Source organism: Bradyrhizobium sp. Mp27 (assembly GCF_029953005.1).
Lineage (GTDB): Bacteria > Pseudomonadota > Alphaproteobacteria > Rhizobiales > Xanthobacteraceae > Bradyrhizobium > Bradyrhizobium barranii.
In genome coordinates this window covers 1-15,098 of record NZ_JASAUS010000160.1, presented here as the reverse complement: position 1 = coordinate 15,098, position 15,098 = coordinate 1, and the positions used below count along the sequence as shown (strand labels likewise).

The 15,098-nt window shown below is 64.4% G+C and carries 14 protein-coding genes and 2 pseudogenes; 9 read left to right on the top strand and 7 right to left on the bottom strand.

What is annotated here, in order from left to right; translation table 11 throughout:
• Together QJT78_RS42235 and QJT78_RS42230 are read left to right on the top strand one after the other, a co-directional pair.
• Nucleotides 1–130: pseudogene (locus QJT78_RS42235) on the top strand (UDP-glucose/GDP-mannose dehydrogenase family protein); the annotation flags it as partial.
• A gap of 124 nt (nt 131–254) precedes the next feature.
• Nucleotides 255–1,139 carry an aldose 1-epimerase family protein gene (locus QJT78_RS42230; RefSeq protein WP_038945079.1) on the top strand — a complete coding sequence of 295 codons (885 nt, stop codon included), beginning with the start codon at nt 255–257 and terminating at the stop codon, nt 1,137–1,139.
• Nucleotides 1,140–1,165: 26 nt separating this feature from the next.
• Here the strand turns inward: QJT78_RS42230 and QJT78_RS42225 are convergent, their stop codons facing one another.
• The 3 genes from QJT78_RS42225 to QJT78_RS42215 all read right to left on the bottom strand — a co-directional run bounded on the left by QJT78_RS42225 (nt 1,166) and on the right by QJT78_RS42215 (nt 3,282).
• Nucleotides 1,166–1,549, bottom strand: coding sequence for a hypothetical protein (locus QJT78_RS42225; protein WP_240537771.1), 384 nt, complete (start codon nt 1,547–1,549; stop codon nt 1,166–1,168).
• The gene (locus QJT78_RS42220) at nt 1,480–2,013 is read right to left on the bottom strand and encodes an MBL fold metallo-hydrolase (protein WP_240537770.1); all 534 of its coding nucleotides are present in this window, start codon (nt 2,011–2,013) and stop codon (nt 1,480–1,482) included. Before QJT78_RS42220 ends, QJT78_RS42225 begins: the two co-directional genes overlap by 70 nt.
• A gap of 312 nt (nt 2,014–2,325) precedes the next feature.
• A complete protein-coding gene (locus tag QJT78_RS42215; protein ID WP_240537769.1) occupies nt 2,326–3,282 on the bottom strand; it encodes an acyltransferase in 957 nt (318 codons plus the stop codon).
• A 298-nt stretch (nt 3,283–3,580) separates the two neighbouring features.
• On the opposite strand from QJT78_RS42215, the gene QJT78_RS42210 reads away from it, so the two are divergent.
• Nucleotides 3,581–4,396, top strand: coding sequence for a response regulator transcription factor (locus QJT78_RS42210; protein WP_028148565.1), 816 nt, complete (start codon nt 3,581–3,583; stop codon nt 4,394–4,396).
• A gap of 34 nt (nt 4,397–4,430) precedes the next feature.
• Here the strand turns inward: QJT78_RS42210 and QJT78_RS42205 are convergent.
• Nucleotides 4,431–5,563: pseudogene (locus tag QJT78_RS42205) on the bottom strand (alpha/beta hydrolase).
• A gap of 146 nt (nt 5,564–5,709) precedes the next feature.
• Here QJT78_RS42205 and pgm point away from each other — a divergent pair.
• From pgm to QJT78_RS42180, 5 genes are all read left to right on the top strand, one after another.
• Nucleotides 5,710–7,356, top strand: a complete 1,647-nt coding sequence (gene pgm, locus QJT78_RS42200; protein ID WP_028148567.1) for a phosphoglucomutase (alpha-D-glucose-1,6-bisphosphate-dependent) — start codon at nt 5,710–5,712, stop codon at nt 7,354–7,356.
• 295 nt (nt 7,357–7,651) lie between these two features.
• Nucleotides 7,652–8,701 (top strand): aromatic ring-hydroxylating dioxygenase subunit alpha, encoded by a 1,050-nt coding sequence (locus QJT78_RS42195; RefSeq protein WP_162136556.1) that lies wholly within the window; start codon nt 7,652–7,654, stop codon nt 8,699–8,701.
• Nucleotides 8,702–8,706: 5 nt separating this feature from the next.
• Nucleotides 8,707–9,468 carry a GntR family transcriptional regulator gene (locus QJT78_RS42190; RefSeq protein ID WP_028148569.1) on the top strand — a complete coding sequence of 254 codons (762 nt, stop codon included), beginning with the start codon at nt 8,707–8,709 and terminating at the stop codon, nt 9,466–9,468.
• Nucleotides 9,469–9,478: 10 nt separating this feature from the next.
• Nucleotides 9,479–10,459: a PDR/VanB family oxidoreductase gene (locus QJT78_RS42185; protein WP_038945076.1), complete on the top strand. Its 981-nt coding sequence runs from the start codon at nt 9,479–9,481 to the stop codon at nt 10,457–10,459.
• Nucleotides 10,460–10,703: 244 nt separating this feature from the next.
• Nucleotides 10,704–11,147, top strand: a complete 444-nt coding sequence (locus tag QJT78_RS42180; protein WP_049807974.1) for a DoxX family protein — start codon at nt 10,704–10,706, stop codon at nt 11,145–11,147.
• A gap of 6 nt (nt 11,148–11,153) precedes the next feature.
• Here the strand turns inward: QJT78_RS42180 and QJT78_RS42175 are convergent, their stop codons facing one another.
• The 3 genes from QJT78_RS42175 to QJT78_RS42165 all read right to left on the bottom strand — a co-directional run bounded on the left by QJT78_RS42175 (nt 11,154) and on the right by QJT78_RS42165 (nt 14,294).
• Nucleotides 11,154–11,303 (bottom strand): hypothetical protein, encoded by a 150-nt coding sequence (locus tag QJT78_RS42175; protein WP_193375987.1) that lies wholly within the window; start codon nt 11,301–11,303, stop codon nt 11,154–11,156.
• 293 nt (nt 11,304–11,596) lie between these two features.
• Nucleotides 11,597–13,558: an EAL domain-containing protein gene (locus tag QJT78_RS42170; protein ID WP_028148572.1), complete on the bottom strand. Its 1,962-nt coding sequence runs from the start codon at nt 13,556–13,558 to the stop codon at nt 11,597–11,599.
• A 370-nt stretch (nt 13,559–13,928) separates the two neighbouring features.
• Complete coding sequence (locus QJT78_RS42165; RefSeq protein WP_028148573.1) at nt 13,929–14,294, bottom strand: nuclear transport factor 2 family protein; 366 nt, start codon at nt 14,292–14,294, stop codon at nt 13,929–13,931.
• A gap of 100 nt (nt 14,295–14,394) precedes the next feature.
• Here QJT78_RS42165 and QJT78_RS42160 point away from each other — a divergent pair, with 100 nt between their 5' ends.
• The gene (locus QJT78_RS42160) at nt 14,395–14,985 is read left to right on the top strand and encodes a TetR/AcrR family transcriptional regulator (RefSeq protein ID WP_028148574.1); all 591 of its coding nucleotides are present in this window, start codon (nt 14,395–14,397) and stop codon (nt 14,983–14,985) included.
• Nucleotides 14,986–15,098 lie beyond the last annotated feature (113 nt).

The following is a 15,098-nucleotide window of genomic DNA, read 5'->3' as shown; positions in this document are numbered from 1 at the left end:
CGATCTCGGCCGGCTGAAGGCGGCCATGGCCCAGCCCGTCGTGGTCGATCTCCGCAACATCTACCCGCCCGAAGAGATGGAAGCCGCCGGCTTCACCTACGAGAGCATCGGGCGATCGTCCCAGGCTTAAGCTGGCCGTTTGAAGTTCGGCTTCGCCCGCCTCATCCTGAGGCGGGCGAAATCGTTTCTGATGCGATATGATCCGGTCGCAACAGGTCGCCGCGCTTGGCCTCGTTGCCGCGATGGAGATTGTCATGACCGACGACACGCACACGATCCGAAGTGGCGGGCTCACCGCGACCATCAAGGCACACGGCGCCGAGCTGTGCTCGCTGAAGGACGGCGGCGGTGTCGAATTTGTCTGGCAGGCGGGGCCGGCCTGGCCACGCCACGCGCCGCTGCTGTTTCCGATCGTCGGGCGTCTCGCCAATGACGAAATGCGGCACCGGGGCAAGACCTACCGGATGACCCAGCACGGTTTTGCGCGCGACAGCCGGTTCGCGTGGGTAGAGCGCGGCGAGAACCGTTGCACGCTGGCGCTCGAAGACAGCGAGACAACGCGCGCACTCTATCCGTTCGCATTTCACCTGACGGCCACCTATGCGATCAACGACGCCGGTCTCGATCTCTCGCTCACGGTCGTGAACACTAGCAAGGAGACATTGCCGGTGTCGCTCGGTGGCCATCCCGCCTTCAACTGGCCGCTTCAGCCTGGAATGTCGAAGGAGAGCTACGCGCTGACGTTCACGAACGAGGAGCCGTCTCCGGTTCGCCGTGTCGAGGGCGGACTCCTGCTCGCGGCAACGGATCCGAGCCCCGTCAGAGGCACCGTGCTTCCTTTGTCGGAATCCCTGTTCACCAATGACGCCGTCATCCTCGATCCCGTCAACAGCCATGCGGTCCGCTATGCGGCCAGGCAGGGCGCCGGGCCCTGGCTCAAAATGTCATGGCGCGGGTTTCGCGAGCTCGGCGTCTGGTCGAAACCGACAGGCGCGCCGTTCCTCTGCATCGAGCCCTGGCGCGGCTATGCCAGTCCCGTCGGTTTCGAAGGCGAGTTCAGCGACAAGCCGGGTCTGATGCACATCGCGGCCGGCGCGAACGAAGAACTGTCGTACCGGATCGAGGTTGGATCGTCCTGAGGCAGGCCTTCGCGCGCCTGTGGCTCTCAGACCTCGATCCGCGTGAGGTCCTCGCCGAGCACGACAGGACCCGCGTAGTCTCGGCGGACGTCCGCGAGAAGCGCGTTCAGCATGGAATCGTCAGTGCGCGGCCGGTGATGGGTCAGCGCGAGCTTCTTGACGCCGGCCTTGGCGGCAACCTTGCCGACCGTATCGCCGCAGGCGATCGTGTATTTCGCGAGCCGGCGGAGATGGTCGTTGTTGATTTCAGGCGTCGCGAGAAAGCAGCACTGCACCAGTAGGTCGGCTCCTTCAGCCAGCCGCTCGAGACCGGGGCAGGGCACCGTATCGCCGGAGATCGCTATGACCTTGCCCTCGGCTTCGAAGCGGAAGCCGAGGCACATCCAGCGCGCGAGAAACGCCGACGACATGTCGAGACCGTCGCCATGTGAGACGAGCTCGGCGCTGATCTTCCAGCGACCGTGTCGAGGACGGGGCCGGGAATGATGTCCGTCGCGACGACCGGCTTCCAGCCGCCAAAGGTCGGCTCGCCCTGATCCCGCCAGGCGATGTCCTTGTCGTAGACCTGTGTGATCAGCGTGTTGACGAGCCGTTCGGTATCGGGCGGACCGTAGATGCGCAGATCGTCCTTGCGCCCATGCATCCACGAATTCAGCATCACATCATAGAGGTCGCCGATGTGGTCGAAGTGGTGATGGGTGAGAAAGACCGTGTTGATGGCGCCGAGCGGCACGCCGGCTTTGTGGAGCTGCACCATGACGCCGCGGCCCGCGTCGAACAGGATATTCTCCTCGCCAAGCCTGATCAGCGTGGTCGTCGCCATGCGGCGCGGGTCCGGGCGTGGGCCGCCGGTGCCGAGCAGTATGACTTCCATGGCGCCTACTCCAGCGTGAAGCCGGTCGATCTGATCACGCCGCCCCAGCGTGTCTGAAGATCTTTCGTGGCGTACTTTAGATTCGTACGCGTCAGCTAGACAAGTCGCGCGTCAGTGCAGACTGGCCGCAGTGGCAGCGATGGTCGGCCGAATGGTTGACCGGTCCGATCCAGCGGACGTCAGGCGATGCGCAAAATCCTGCGCGCGCCGCTCGACCAGATGCCAGGTCGCGCGTGCGACGAGATAGCTGAGCGCGGCGGTGACGGTATAGGCGATCAGCAGCGAGACCAGTCCGTCCGCAAGCGGCCAGATCTAACGCAGGCCGTAGATCACCGCGAAGTGCGACAGGTACATCGAATAGGAGTTGCGGCCGAGCGCCTCGATCGGCCGGCAGCGGATCGCGAGGCGGATGCAACCTGCAACCAGCGCGCCGAGCACGAGGTTGATCATCAAATAGTTGAATTCATGCGAGCCGGTCGCGCGGTCGGCGACGAAGGACAGCGCGATGAAGACGGCGAAGATCGCGGCGTCCGACTTCGCAAAGCCGTCGCGCAGCGAGAAGAACAGCGCGCATCCCACGAGGAAGACCGGCAACTGGTTCAGGAAGCTGATGTGCAATGCGTTCCACACGAAGGCTTCGTGGCCGGGACCATAGTAGGTCGAGAACAGTGCGAAGGCCCACGGCTTGAACAGGCAGACATTGACGAGATGCAGCGCGATCGCGAGCGCAAGATAGAGGTGGCGGCGAGATCCGAAGGCCGTGATCACGAAGGGGAAGACGAGATAGAACGTCATTTCCGCCGCGATCGACCAGTCGCCCGGCACGACGCTGTTGACGCTGTCCGGCCAGAAGCCGTGAAGGAACGTCGCGGTCAGGATCACCTGGAGCGGTCCGATGCCGTTGGGCGCGTTGTAGCTGGGACCCGTGCCGTTGACGACGAGGTAAACCGGGATCGCGAGCCAGAACAGCGGCGCGATGCGCAGGAAGCGCCGGATGTAGAATTTGCGCGTCGGGTCAGTTTCGGTGCGCTGCGTCCACATCAGGCACATCGTCATGGCGCTGACGAAGTAGAACACGTTGACGCCGGTCCAACCGCACATGAAGGCGAAGTCGACGGCGTGGATCTTTGAAGGAAAAGATTGTGAAACGTGGATCGCCATCACGCCGACGATGGCGAGGCCGCGCAGGACGTCGAGCGTGTGCGAACGACCGAAAGGCGTTGCACCTTGCTCGGTTCGTTCGGCGGCCAACCGGGCCTGCCCCTGCATCACGCCCGCTCCGTGGTTTCGCATCTGCAAGCGGAGACCATAGAGGCGCGGCCGGTTGTTTCGAAGCCGAAGCCCTTCTTTACGTTAACCAGCGGTTGAGTCCGATGCCGAATGTGCGGGATCGGCGGTGTCGAGCGGGCTGGTCGGCGCTCGCACGAGCCACGCCGGCATGATGATGCGCGCGATGAGAATTGTGGGGCAATTCATACTTAATACGCCAATACCATGACCAATATTGTTCGGGCAGCACAACACGCCTAGTATTCCAGCAGGCAAATTTCGGGGGCTCGAATAAGTCGTGAATGTTCGTTCACAGGACAGTGCGCTGCGCGACGACTTGAATTTTCAAGCCGCGCCACAAGCACACAAGACATCCAACAACGTGGTTGATTCCGCACGTCAGGAATTAAGGCCTGCGGGCCGCGAGCGGCTGATCGTCGTCGAAGACGATCCCGTGACGCGGACGATGCTGGTCGGCTATTTCAGCGAGAACAATTTCGACGTGGTCGGCGCCGGCTCCTGCGCGGAATGCCGCCAGGCGCTGCGCTCCCGCACCGATCTCGTCTTCCTCGACGTGCAGTTGCCTGACGGCGACGGCTTCGAGCTCGCCAAGGAGATCCAGGCGACCAGCAACGCCGGCATCATCTTCGTGACGCGCCGCGACACCGACGTCGATCGCATCCTCGGCCTCGAGATCGCCGGCGACCATTACGTCACCAAGCCGATCAATCTGCGCGACCTGCTCGCGCGTGCGCGCAGCGTGCTGCGGCGGCGCTCGATCGACCGCAAGGCGGCGCGCAACCACAATTCGATCGCCTTCGGCGACTGGATCATCGACCTGACTCGGCGCGAGCTGCTCGGCAGCGACGGCAAGCCGGTGGCGTTGACGCGCGCCGAATTCGACCTGCTCGCCGCGCTGGTCGGCGCCGACGGCCGGCCGCTCAGCCGCGATTATCTGATCGAGGTCGTTAGCAACCGCCAGGCCGAGGTCGATATCCGCACGGTCGATGCGCTGGTGGCGCGGCTGCGCCGCAAGCTCGTCGGCAGCGGCACGCCCGTGATCGCGACCGTCACCGGCGTCGGCTACAAGCTCGCGCTCAGCGAGCGGCTCTAGCCTCATCCGTCGAAAGATCCGATCACCCTCGCGCCTATCGCGCGCGGGCGCTCTGGTCCGTCGGTGTCCTTTGCGCCGCCCCGGCCAGCTGGTCATCGACCGCATACAGCGTGCAGGTCGGCGACCATTTCATGCAGGCGCTAAGCGAATCGCGCCGTGCATCGTCGGCGGTGGTGCGTCCCGAGCGCCAGCCGTAACCGCCGTTCGGCGACACCGCAAAAGCCTTGTGCGGCATGGTGCTGGCGAGATAGCGCGAGAATTCGGCGCGCGCGGCCTCGTTAAGTTGGCCCGGCGGCGGCAGCGGATCGGGAAGGCTCAGGATGTCATGGCCGAGCCCGCGCTCGCGCAGGAAGGCGTCAAGATAGGGCGTCCATTGCGGCCGGCCCACCACCGAATAGAGATAGTGGCCGTCGTCGCCGTAAGGCGGCGCCGCAATGAATTTCGCGTGACCGCCGTTGCCGCGAAATCCGTCATAGAGGCGGCGCGCGAGATCGGAACCGAAGAACGAATCATTGGTCGCAGCATCGGCACGCGCGAGGTCTTGCCGAACGTGGCGAAGGCCCGCACCAGCCCATCCTCGTTGCAGACGTCGTCGTCATCGCGCGAGCCGCGGCCGCCGGCAAAGCTGATCGCGGCGATCAGACCCGGTGGTGCCTGCGCGGTCAGTGCGACGGTGGCGAGCCCGCCGGCGGAATGGCCGGCCGCGATCATGCCGGATGTCGTGACGTCGGCCCTGCGCCCCATCGCATCGATCGCCGCGCGCAAATCCGCGACCGCAACCGCGGCCGCCGGCAGATAGGCGGCATTCGCGCAACCGCCGACACTGTCGACGCGCCCGCCGGGCGAGGTGCCGTAGCCGCGCCGCATCACGATCAGCGCGGCAAAGCCGCGCCGGGCATATTCGAGCGCGATCCCGTAATATTTGTGCGCCGACATGGTCGCGCGGTCGTCGAAACTGCGCGGCGAGCCGTGGCTGAGCAGCGCGATCGGATAGCGCTTCGTTCCGGCCGGCCGGACCAGGAAGGCCTCCAGCCCCTGCGGCCCGGCCTCCGTCATCGGAATGCGCAGGTCTTCCGTATAGAACTCCGCGGCCATCGCATTGCGCGCGATGCCAGCCGTCGCAAGCCAGGCCATCAGAACAACCAAGAGCCTGTGAAACAGCGTCATGTCCCGACTCGAAAAAGCCCCGATCTCAAAGACCATAGCATGATCTCAGGAACGGCCAGCCCGCCGCGCGTGTTGTGCCCTTGGCGGGGGGCCGGCCGATGCTATGGTATTCCACAAACTCCGCACGACAGGACGAGGATATTTCAGTGGCTGATGTTGACCCCGCGGCGGGCAAGCTGGTCTCGCCGGACGCGCTTACCAATGTTCCGCGGCTGGTGACGGCCTATTTCGCCGGCAAGCCCGATGTCGGCGATCCCGCGCAGCGGGTGGCGTTCGGAACCTCCGGCCATCGCGGCACGTCGTTCAAGAACAGCTTCAACGAGGGCCACATCCTCGCGACCACGCAGGCAATTTGTGACTACAGAACAGAAAGGGGCCTGACCGGTCCGCTCTTCATCGGCATCGACACCCACGCGCTGGCCGAGCCGGCGCTGGTCAGCGCCGTCGAGGTGTTCGCCGCCAACGGCGTCGACATCATGATCGACAAGGACGGCGGCTACAGCCCGACGCCTGTCATCTCGCATGCGATCCTGACCTACAACAAGGGCCGCACTAGCGGCCTTGCCGACGGCGTCGTCGTGACGCCCTCGCACAATCCCCCCGAGGACGGCGGCTACAAATACAATCCGCCGCATGGCGGCCCGGCCGACACCGACGCGACCTCCGTCGTCGAGAAGCGCGCCAACGCCTATCTCGCCGACGGCCTGAAGGGCGTGAAGCGCATCGACTACGCCAAGGCGCGCAAATCCGCGAACGTGCACGCCTACGACTTCATCACGCCCTACGTCGCCGATCTCGGCAAGGTCGTCGATCTCGATCTGGTCAAATCCGCCGGAATCAATATCGGGATCGATCCGCTCGGCGGCGCCGCCGTGCATTACTGGCATCCGATCATCGAGCGCTACGGCCTGAAGGCCACCGTCGTGAACGAGGCGATCGATCCGACCTTCCGTTTCATGACCGTCGACTGGGACGGCAAGATCCGCATGGATTGCTCCTCGCCTTACGCGATGGCGAGCTTGATCGCGATGCGCGACCGCTTCGACGTCGCCTTTGCCAACGACACCGATGCCGACCGCCACGGCATCGTGACGCGCACCGGCGGCCTGATGAATCCGAACCATTATCTGGCGACCGCGATCTCGTATCTGTTCGCGAACCGCCCGAACTGGGGCAAGGATGCCGCGATCGGCAAGACCGTGGTGTCGAGCTCGATCATCGACCGCGTCGCCAAGAAGCTCGGCCGCAGGTTGGTCGAAACGCCGGTCGGCTTCAAATGGTTCGTCGACGGCCTCCTCACGGGCGGCTTCGGCTTCGGCGGCGAGGAGAGTGCAGGGGCCTCGTTCCTGCGCCGCGACGGCGGGGTGTGGACCACCGACAAGGACGGCATCATCCTCGGCCTGCTCGCAGCCGAGATCATGGCCAAGACCGGTCGCGATCCCAGCCAGCTCTTCAATGACCTCACTGCCGAGCTCGGCGTGCCGCACTATGCGCGCATCGACGTCGCCGCCACCGTGCCCCAGAAGAACATCCTCAAGTCCGTCACGCCCGAGCAGCTCGGCCTGAACGATCTCGCCGGCGATCCCGTCCGCGCCACCCTGAGCAAGGCGCTCGGCAACGGCCAGCCGTTCGGCGGCATCAAGGTCGAGACCGACTACGGCTGGTTCGCCGCAAGGCCGTCGGGCACGGAGGACGTCTACAAGATCTACGCGGAAAGTTTCCGCAGCACCGAGCACCTGAAGCGGATTCAGGAAGAGGCCCAGGCGGGCCTGAAGAAGGTGTTCGGGGCGTAGCTGCGGGGCCAAAGCGCTGTTTGCACCGTCCCGCTCCGAGGGAGGGGGCGCCGTATCGGCCGGTGTCATCACCCGCGAAAGCGGGTGATCCAGTACTCCGCGGCGCGAGTTGTGTGGACCAATGACTGCCGCGGAGTACTGGATTCCCCGCTTTCGCGGGGAATGACAGTGGAGTTAAGTCTGTATACATAACATCTCATATGGGTAATATATTACGGTATCTTTTACCCTTAAACGAGTCTATCCCTCCGCTATTGTATACATAACGCATACATAAGCCCTGGGAGAGCGACCCGTGACAAAACCCTTCCCGATGAACGCCTGGTACGCAGCGGCCTGGGACGCTGACGTCAAGCCGGCGCTGTTGCCGCGGACGATCTGCGGCAAGCATGTCGTGATGTACCGCAAGGCCGATGGCTCGGTGGCGGCGCTGGAGGATGCCTGCTGGCACCGCCTGGTGCCGCTGTCCAAGGGCCGGCTGGAAGGCGACACCGTCGTCTGCGGCTACCACGGCCTGAAATACAATGCGCAGGGGCGCTGCACCTTCATGCCCTCGCAGGAGACCATCAATCCGTCGGCCTGCGTCCGTGCCTATCCCGTAGTCGAGCGTCATCGCTACGTCTGGCTCTGGATGGGCGACCCCGCGCTCGCCGATCCCGTGCTCGTTCCTGACATGCACTGGAATCACGATCCGGCCTGGGCCGGCGATGGCAAGACCATCCACGTCAATTGCGACTACCGCCTCGTGCTCGACAATCTCATGGACCTCACCCACGAGACTTTCGTGCACGGCTCCTCGATCGGCAACGATGCGGTCGCCGAGGCGCCGTTCGACGTCACCCATGGCGAGAAGACGGTGACGGTGACGCGCTGGATGCGCGGCATCGAGGCGCCGCCGTTCTGGGCCAAGCAGCTCGGCAAGCCCGGCCTCGTCGACCGCTGGCAGATCATCCGCTTCGAAGCCCCGTGCACCATCGCGATCGATGTCGGCGTGGCGCCGACAGGCACCGGCGCGCCCGAAGGCGACCGCTCGCAGGGCGTCAACGGTTTCGTGCTCAACACCATTACGCCGGAGACCGAGAAGACCTGCCACTATTTCTGGGCGTTCGTCCGCAACTATCAGATCGGCGAGCAGCGCATCACCACCGAGATCCGCGAGGGCGTCTCCGGCATCTTCCACGAGGATGAGCTGATCCTCGAGGCGCAGCAGCGCGCCATGGACGAGAACCCCGATCGCATCTTCTACAACCTCAACATCGATGCCGGTGCGATGTGGACGCGCAAGCTGATCGACAGGATGGTGGCGAAGGAAAACGCGCCGCAGCAGCTCCAGGTCGCGGAGTAGGCCAGGTGAAAGCAGCGCCCGAGCGAGAGGTCGACCGTTCCGTCTCGCAGACCGTGAAGGCGCAGCTCGCGCTGCGCGACCAGATCCTGTCGGGTCGCCTACGGCCCGGCGAGCGCATCTCCGAGCTGCAGGCGGTGGAGACGACCGGCGCCTCGCGCACGCCGGTGCGCATGGCGCTGGTGCGGCTGGAGGAGGAAGGCCTGCTGGAGGCGATTCCCTCCGGCGGCTTCATGGTGAAGGCGTTTTCCGAACGCGACATCTCCGATTCCATCGAGCTGCGCGGAACGCTCGAAGGGCTCGCCGCGCGCTTCGCCGCCGAGCGTGGCGTCTCAGCACGCGAGCTTGAGCCGTTGAAGGAGTGTTTGGCCGCGATCGACGAGTTGCTGCGCCAGGTGCCGATCTCGGTCGACGCGTTCTCATCCTATGTCACGCTGAACGCGCGCTTCCACGCACTGCTCACGGAATTGTCGCGCAGCCCGCCGCTGATCCGGCAGATCGATCGCGCTTCGGCGCTGCCGTTCGCCTCGCCAAGCGGTTTCGTGATGGCGCAATCGGCGCTGCCCGAGGCGCAACAGATTCTGATCATCGGGCAGGAGCACCATCGCGTCGTGATCGACGCCATCGAGAACCGCGAAGGCGCCCGCGCCGAAGCCGTGATGCGCGAGCACGCGCGCCTCGCGGTGCGAAACTTGCGGCTTGCGCTGCGCAACCGCACCCATCTCGACCTCTTGCCGGCGCTCGCGCTGATCAGGACCGCAACCGACTAGGGCAGTCACCATGCGCTTCATCGAAACCTGGATTCCGGCAACGCTGGTCGCAACGCGCGATCTTGCGCCGGGCATCCGCGAATTCCTGATCCTGCCGGATCAGTTCGACGGCACGGCCTATCCGGTCGGCAGCCACATCAATGTCAGCGTGACCATCGACGGCCTGCCGGAGACGCGATCCTATTCGCTGGTCGGCGAGGCGTCCTCGCGCGGCTTCAGGATCGCGGTGCGCCGCGCCGAGGATTCCCGCGGCGGCTCGCGCTATATGTGGCAGCTCGCACCAGGCGCCCGGCTCGACATCACCCGGCCGGCTTCGCTGCTCGCGGTCGACTGGACGCGCGAAAACTATTGCCTGATCGCCGGCGGCATCGGCATCACGCCGATCCTTGGCGCCGCACAGGCGCTGGCGCGTCGCGGCGCTGATGTCACGTTGCATTATGCCGTGCGCTCGCGCACCGACGCCGCCTATCTCGACGATCTCGCCAAAATGCTCGGTGAGCGCCTGGTCGTTCACGCGAGCGACGAGGGCCCGCGGCTCGACCTCGATGCGCTGTTCGGATCATTGCCGCAGGGTGCGCTGGCGCTGTTCTGTGGCCCGATGCGGATGCTGGATGCCGCGCGCCACGCCTGGATCGGCGCCGGCCATCCGCTTCCCGATCTCCGCTACGAGACCTTCGGCTCCAGCGGCACGCTGCCGACCGAGGCGTTTCGCGTGCGCCTGAAGGGGACCGATGTCGAGCTCGAAATCCCGCGCGAGCGATCGATGCTTGATGTGCTCAATGCCAGCGGCCACGACGTGATGTACGACTGCAAGCGTGGCGAGTGCGGCCTGTGCGCCATCGACGTGGTCGAGGTCGACGGCGAGATCGATCATCGCGACGTCTTCTTCAGCGATCACCAGAAGCAAAGCAACCAGAAGATCTGCGCCTGCGTCTCCCGCGCCCGCGGCACCATCACCGTGGACACGCTGCTGCGGGCGGATGCGGTCTGACCGGGGCTGGAAGGCGTGCTCGGAAAACGCGATCAGCCTGAAGCCGCGCGCATCCGCCCTACTTTCGGAGCGGACGGGTGCAATTCGTCCTGGCGAGGCAGCTAAGGGCGGTGACGAAGAGGGCTTCGTTTGCAGCGCCAACGGGCCGGTAAGAGCGCTTCGTGCGGTCCACCAATCATGATAGGTTTGCTCTCGCAGTAAAAGTGTTCAGCCGGTCTTGGACAGCAAGGGTGGAGGTTCTGCCATGAAATCCAATTCTGTCTCGCTGGCAGTCGATGCGTTCGCCAGAGGGCGAGCCGACGCGCTGATTTTAATCGGCCGCATTCTCCTCGCGTGGGTATTCGTCGGAAGCGCGTATGGAGCAATATCCAACTTCAGCGGCTCTGTGGGTTATTTCAGGTCCCTGAACCTTCCAGCGCCTGAGCTGTTCACGATGACGACCATCGTACTGGAAGTATTGATATCCGTTGGTTTGATATTGGGCGTCGGTACGCGCTACTGCGCAATTCTGACGTTTGTGTTCGTATTGGCGGCAACGGCTATTGCGCACCGCTACTGGGAATATCCCGCGGGTGCGCAGCAGATCGGTCAATACAACCACTTCTTGAAGAATGTCTCGATCATGGGAGGCGCGATGTTGATCTTCGTCACCGGGGCAGGCCGGTTCAGTTTCGATCGGGCATCGTAGCCGGCATCACTTCAAGTCGGGCTTGAAAGCTTCCTCGATCGCGCGGCGGATGCTCTTTGAGAGCTGCTTCAGGGTCTTGCTCACGAGGGCGAAGAGAAGCATCAACCATGTCGCGAGCGCGGCACACCACAGTACGACTTCCAATATCTCAGGCATGATGATGCCCCTTGAAAATAACTACTCTGAAATGCGGCAAGTGTTGCTTAATGGGGCCGACACGGCAAGCCGTCTTGAGAGTGGTAGCGCGCCGAAACACTCGGAAAACGCTCTCAACACGGCGGGCAGCCTTAGGTCAGGGAAGCAGACTAACCCTATGACCGCGAAGACTGGCGCGGGATGCAGAACTGCCTGGCAGCGATCATTTGCAAAGAGCGGCTTGAGGAAATTCTGCCCTGCGCGAGTCTGCTTCACGGCTGGAAGCGGACCTCCTCACATTTGCGAGTATTTCCCTACGCCGCGTAAGTCGCCCGCAGCTTCTTCGTGTCCAGCAGCGCCAGTACGCCGTCGGCCGACACCGGGCGGCTGATCAGATAGCCCTGCGCTTCGTCGCAACCGAACTGGCGCAGAAATTCGAGCTGGTCGGCGGTCTCGACGCCTTCCGCAACCACGCCGATGCGCAGGTCTCGCGCAAGCGAGATCACCGACTTCACGATCGCGGCGCAGTCGGGCTGCATCAGCATGTCGCGGATGAAGGACTGGTCGATCTTGATACGGCTGAACGGCAGCTTGCGCAGATAGGTCAGCGAGGAGAAGCCGGTACCGAAATCGTCCAGCGCCACCGTGATGCCGAGCTCGAGCAGCGCGTTCAGGATTGACGCCGCCGAGCCGTATTTCGACAGCAGCATCGATTCCGTGATCTCGATCTCGAGCCGGTGCGGGGCGACCTTCGCGTCCGCGAGCACCTGCACGATGGTCTGGAGGATGCCGGTGCTGTGAAACTGCGCGGCAGAGAAGTTCACGGCGACCCTGATGTCTTCCGGCCAGTCCGAAAGCGTCGCGCAGGCGCGCCGGATCACCCATTCGCCGATCTCGTGGATCAGCCCGGTCTCCTCGGCGATCGGGATGAATTCGCTCGGCGGCACCAGTCCGCGCCGGGGATGCTGCCAGCGCAGCAGCGCCTCGAAGCCGGTGATGCGGTTCTCGCCGAGATCGAGGAACGGCTGGAACACCAGGAACAGCTCGTCCCTGGCGATGGCGCCTTCGAGGTCCGCTTGCAGCGCCTTGCGATCGCGTGACACCCTGTCATCGGCTTCCTCGAAGAAGCAGACCGTGCCGGGACCTGCCTTCTTGGCGCGATACAAAGCGGCGTCGGCATTCTTCATGATGTCGAGCTGCGTGGTGCCGTCGCGCGGCGCCAGCACGATGCCGATGCTGGTCGCGCCGGCGATCTGGCGGCCCTCGATCTGGAACGGTTCGTCGAAGGCCGCGACGAAGCGTTCGGCGATCTCGAGCGCATCCTCGGGCCGCGCCAGATTGGCCATCACCAGCGCGAACTCGTCGCCGCCAATTCGCGCGACGTGCTCGGCCGCGCGCGTGCAGCGTTGCAGCCGGCCTGCGACCTGGATCAGGAATTCGTCGCCGGCGGGGTGACCGAACTTGTCGTTGACCTCCTTGAAGCGGTCGAGGTCGAGCAGGAGCACCGCGAATTCCTCGCCGGACAGGGCCATCCGCCGGAGCGCGGCTTCGAGCGTCTCGTTGAAGGCGAAGCGGTTGGGCAACAGCGTGAGGGGATCCTGCCGGACCGTGCGCTCTGCCTCGATCTGCCGGATCACGCGCCGCGCGAACGCGAACGAATTGACGAACACCGCGCGCAGCAGCACGCTGCCGTAAACCACCACCAGGATGGCCATCAGCACATAGGCGGGATCGCCGTCGCGGCCGAGGCAGATGGCGATGCCGACGAAGATGGGGCTGGTGAAGGCGATGGCCGCAATCGGGATCGTGGCGAAGGCAAGCGCGCCGCCGGCCAGCATTCCCGAGCAAAGGCAGGTGATGACGAGCTGGCCGCCGGTCGCGGCATTCGCGAAGAAGGCGACCGGGACGATGCCCCAGGCAACGCCGAGCACGAAGGCGTTGCGCACCAGCCGATGCATGGCTCGGCGCGAAACGAATTGCGGTTTTGTGATCCGGCGCGAGGCGTGGGATTGCAGGCCGAACGCGATCGCGGCGCCGGCCACGATCGCGGCCCAGGCCAACGCAAACTTCCAGTCCGGCGAATGCCAGAGCGCGATCGCGAGCACGGCTGCGTTGCAGGCATTGGCAAGCATGATGCCGACGGAGTAGCCGAGCACCAGTGACATCTGATCGGCGCGGATATGTCCGGCGACGGCTTCGTCGGTTGCAGGACCGCCAAAGGCCGACAGATCGCCGGCGAACAGCCGCGCGAAATAGCTGGTCGTTTGAGTCCGCATTCGAGAGCCTAGCAGCATGGGCCGTTTGTCCGGCTCGATCAGGAGGATTCGCTGCAAACCTTTGACGAAATATGAATTATCCCCGCTGGCCACGATCGCCATGGCCACTTCTGCGTGTTCAAGCGAGGGTATCGATAACAAATCGATACAAATGCGGCGCTCCGCGTTACGGCTGTAACAGTGGGCCGATCGCAGAACGCGCTCGGCCTTCATGGTTCGAGACGCGCCGCAAGGCGGCGCTCCTCACCATGAGGGTCTAAGATGTTGCCGCGGAGCAGACCTCATCCTGAGGAGCCCGCTGAAGGCGGGCGTCTCGAAGGATGGCCGCGAGGAGGCTGCCAGCCCGCTCTGTTGCCAAATGTGCCGAACGTCACCGCCCGAGCTGCTTCGGATCATAATAGAACCGTTCTTCGATCAGCTGATCGCCCTGCCAGGTCTGCCACGCGATCTCATCCAGCGCTCGGATGGCGCCTTCGGCATTGGTGAAGCTGAACCGCCAGCGTGTCGCGACGTGATCGCCCTCGATCAGGCTCGGCCCGATGCGGACGGCCTTCACCTCCCTGGAGGCCGCCAGCACGCCGCGCTCCTTGGCGACGAGCTTGTCGCGGCCGACCGTCGGGGCGGCGTTGTTCTCATAGGTCGCGGCGTCGGGCGTATAGTACTGCTCGATCGCTTCGATAAACTCCCCGTTCTCCAGCCGCTTGGCAAAGGCTTCAACGACATCACGGCTCGGCATGGCACACCTCACGATTAAAACCGACTGATAGTCGGTAAATACCGACCGGTAGTCAAAAAGTCAACTGGCCGGGTGCGACGAATTGGACTAGACGGGAGCCATGGCAAAGCAGGCGGAGCGGCGGGCGGCGACATCGGAGGCGATCCTGACGGCGGCGCGCCGCCTGTTCGGGACGCAGGGCTTTGCCGCGACCACCATGGACGACATCGCGGAGGCCGCGGGCGTCGCCAAGGGCGCGGTCTATCATCACTTCAAGACCAAGGAGGCGGTCTTCGAAGCGGTGTTCGATTCTGTCTCGCGCGATCTCGTCGCCGAGATCGACCGGACCGCGCGCGCCGAGAAGGACGTGCTCGCCGCGATGGTCGCCGGCACCCAGCATTACTTTGCGGCGACCGCCAAGGGCCCGACAGGTCAGATCATCCTGCGCGACGGCCCGGCCGTGCTCGGCTGGGAGCGCTGGCGCGAGATCGACGCGCAGCATTTTGGCGGCAAGATGCCGCGCGCGCTGTCGGTGGCGATGGAGGCCGGCCTCATCGCCGAGCAACCGGTCGAGCCGCTGGCGCGGCTGCTGCTCGGCGCGGTGACGGAGGCGGCGGTCGCCTGCGCCGGGCGCGCGGATATCGCAAGGGCAGGGGCGGAATATGCCCGTGCGTTCAAGTCACTGGTCGAGGCGCTGCGTCTACGCGCATGATTGTGCTAGTACCCACTTTTCTTGGAACGTGAGTCGTGATTCAAGGTCGGGATGATACCCGAAGCAAGAGAAGTCCACCTTTCGAGGAAAGATCGCAAGGTGCTTGAGGCGTG

Excerpts from the sequence above, each read along its gene's own strand:
- QJT78_RS42230 (WP_038945079.1), top strand. The coding sequence starts at position 255 with ATGACCGACGACACGCACACGATCCGAAGTGGCGGGCTCACCGCGACC.
- QJT78_RS42225 (WP_240537771.1), bottom strand. The coding sequence starts at position 1,549 with ATGTCGTCGGCGTTTCTCGCGCGCTGGATGTGCCTCGGCTTCCGCTTC.
- QJT78_RS42220 (WP_240537770.1), bottom strand. The coding sequence starts at position 2,013 with ATGGAAGTCATACTGCTCGGCACCGGCGGCCCACGCCCGGACCCGCGC.
- QJT78_RS42215 (WP_240537769.1), bottom strand. The coding sequence starts at position 3,282 with ATGCAGGGGCAGGCCCGGTTGGCCGCCGAACGAACCGAGCAAGGTGCA.
- QJT78_RS42185 (WP_038945076.1), top strand. The coding sequence starts at position 9,479 with ATGCGCTTCATCGAAACCTGGATTCCGGCAACGCTGGTCGCAACGCGC.
- QJT78_RS42180 (WP_049807974.1), top strand. The coding sequence starts at position 10,704 with ATGAAATCCAATTCTGTCTCGCTGGCAGTCGATGCGTTCGCCAGAGGG.
- QJT78_RS42175 (WP_193375987.1), bottom strand. The coding sequence starts at position 11,303 with ATGCCTGAGATATTGGAAGTCGTACTGTGGTGTGCCGCGCTCGCGACA.
- QJT78_RS42170 (WP_028148572.1), bottom strand. The coding sequence starts at position 13,558 with ATGCGGACTCAAACGACCAGCTATTTCGCGCGGCTGTTCGCCGGCGAT.
- QJT78_RS42165 (WP_028148573.1), bottom strand. The coding sequence starts at position 14,294 with ATGCCGAGCCGTGATGTCGTTGAAGCCTTTGCCAAGCGGCTGGAGAAC.
- QJT78_RS42160 (WP_028148574.1), top strand. The coding sequence starts at position 14,395 with ATGGCAAAGCAGGCGGAGCGGCGGGCGGCGACATCGGAGGCGATCCTG.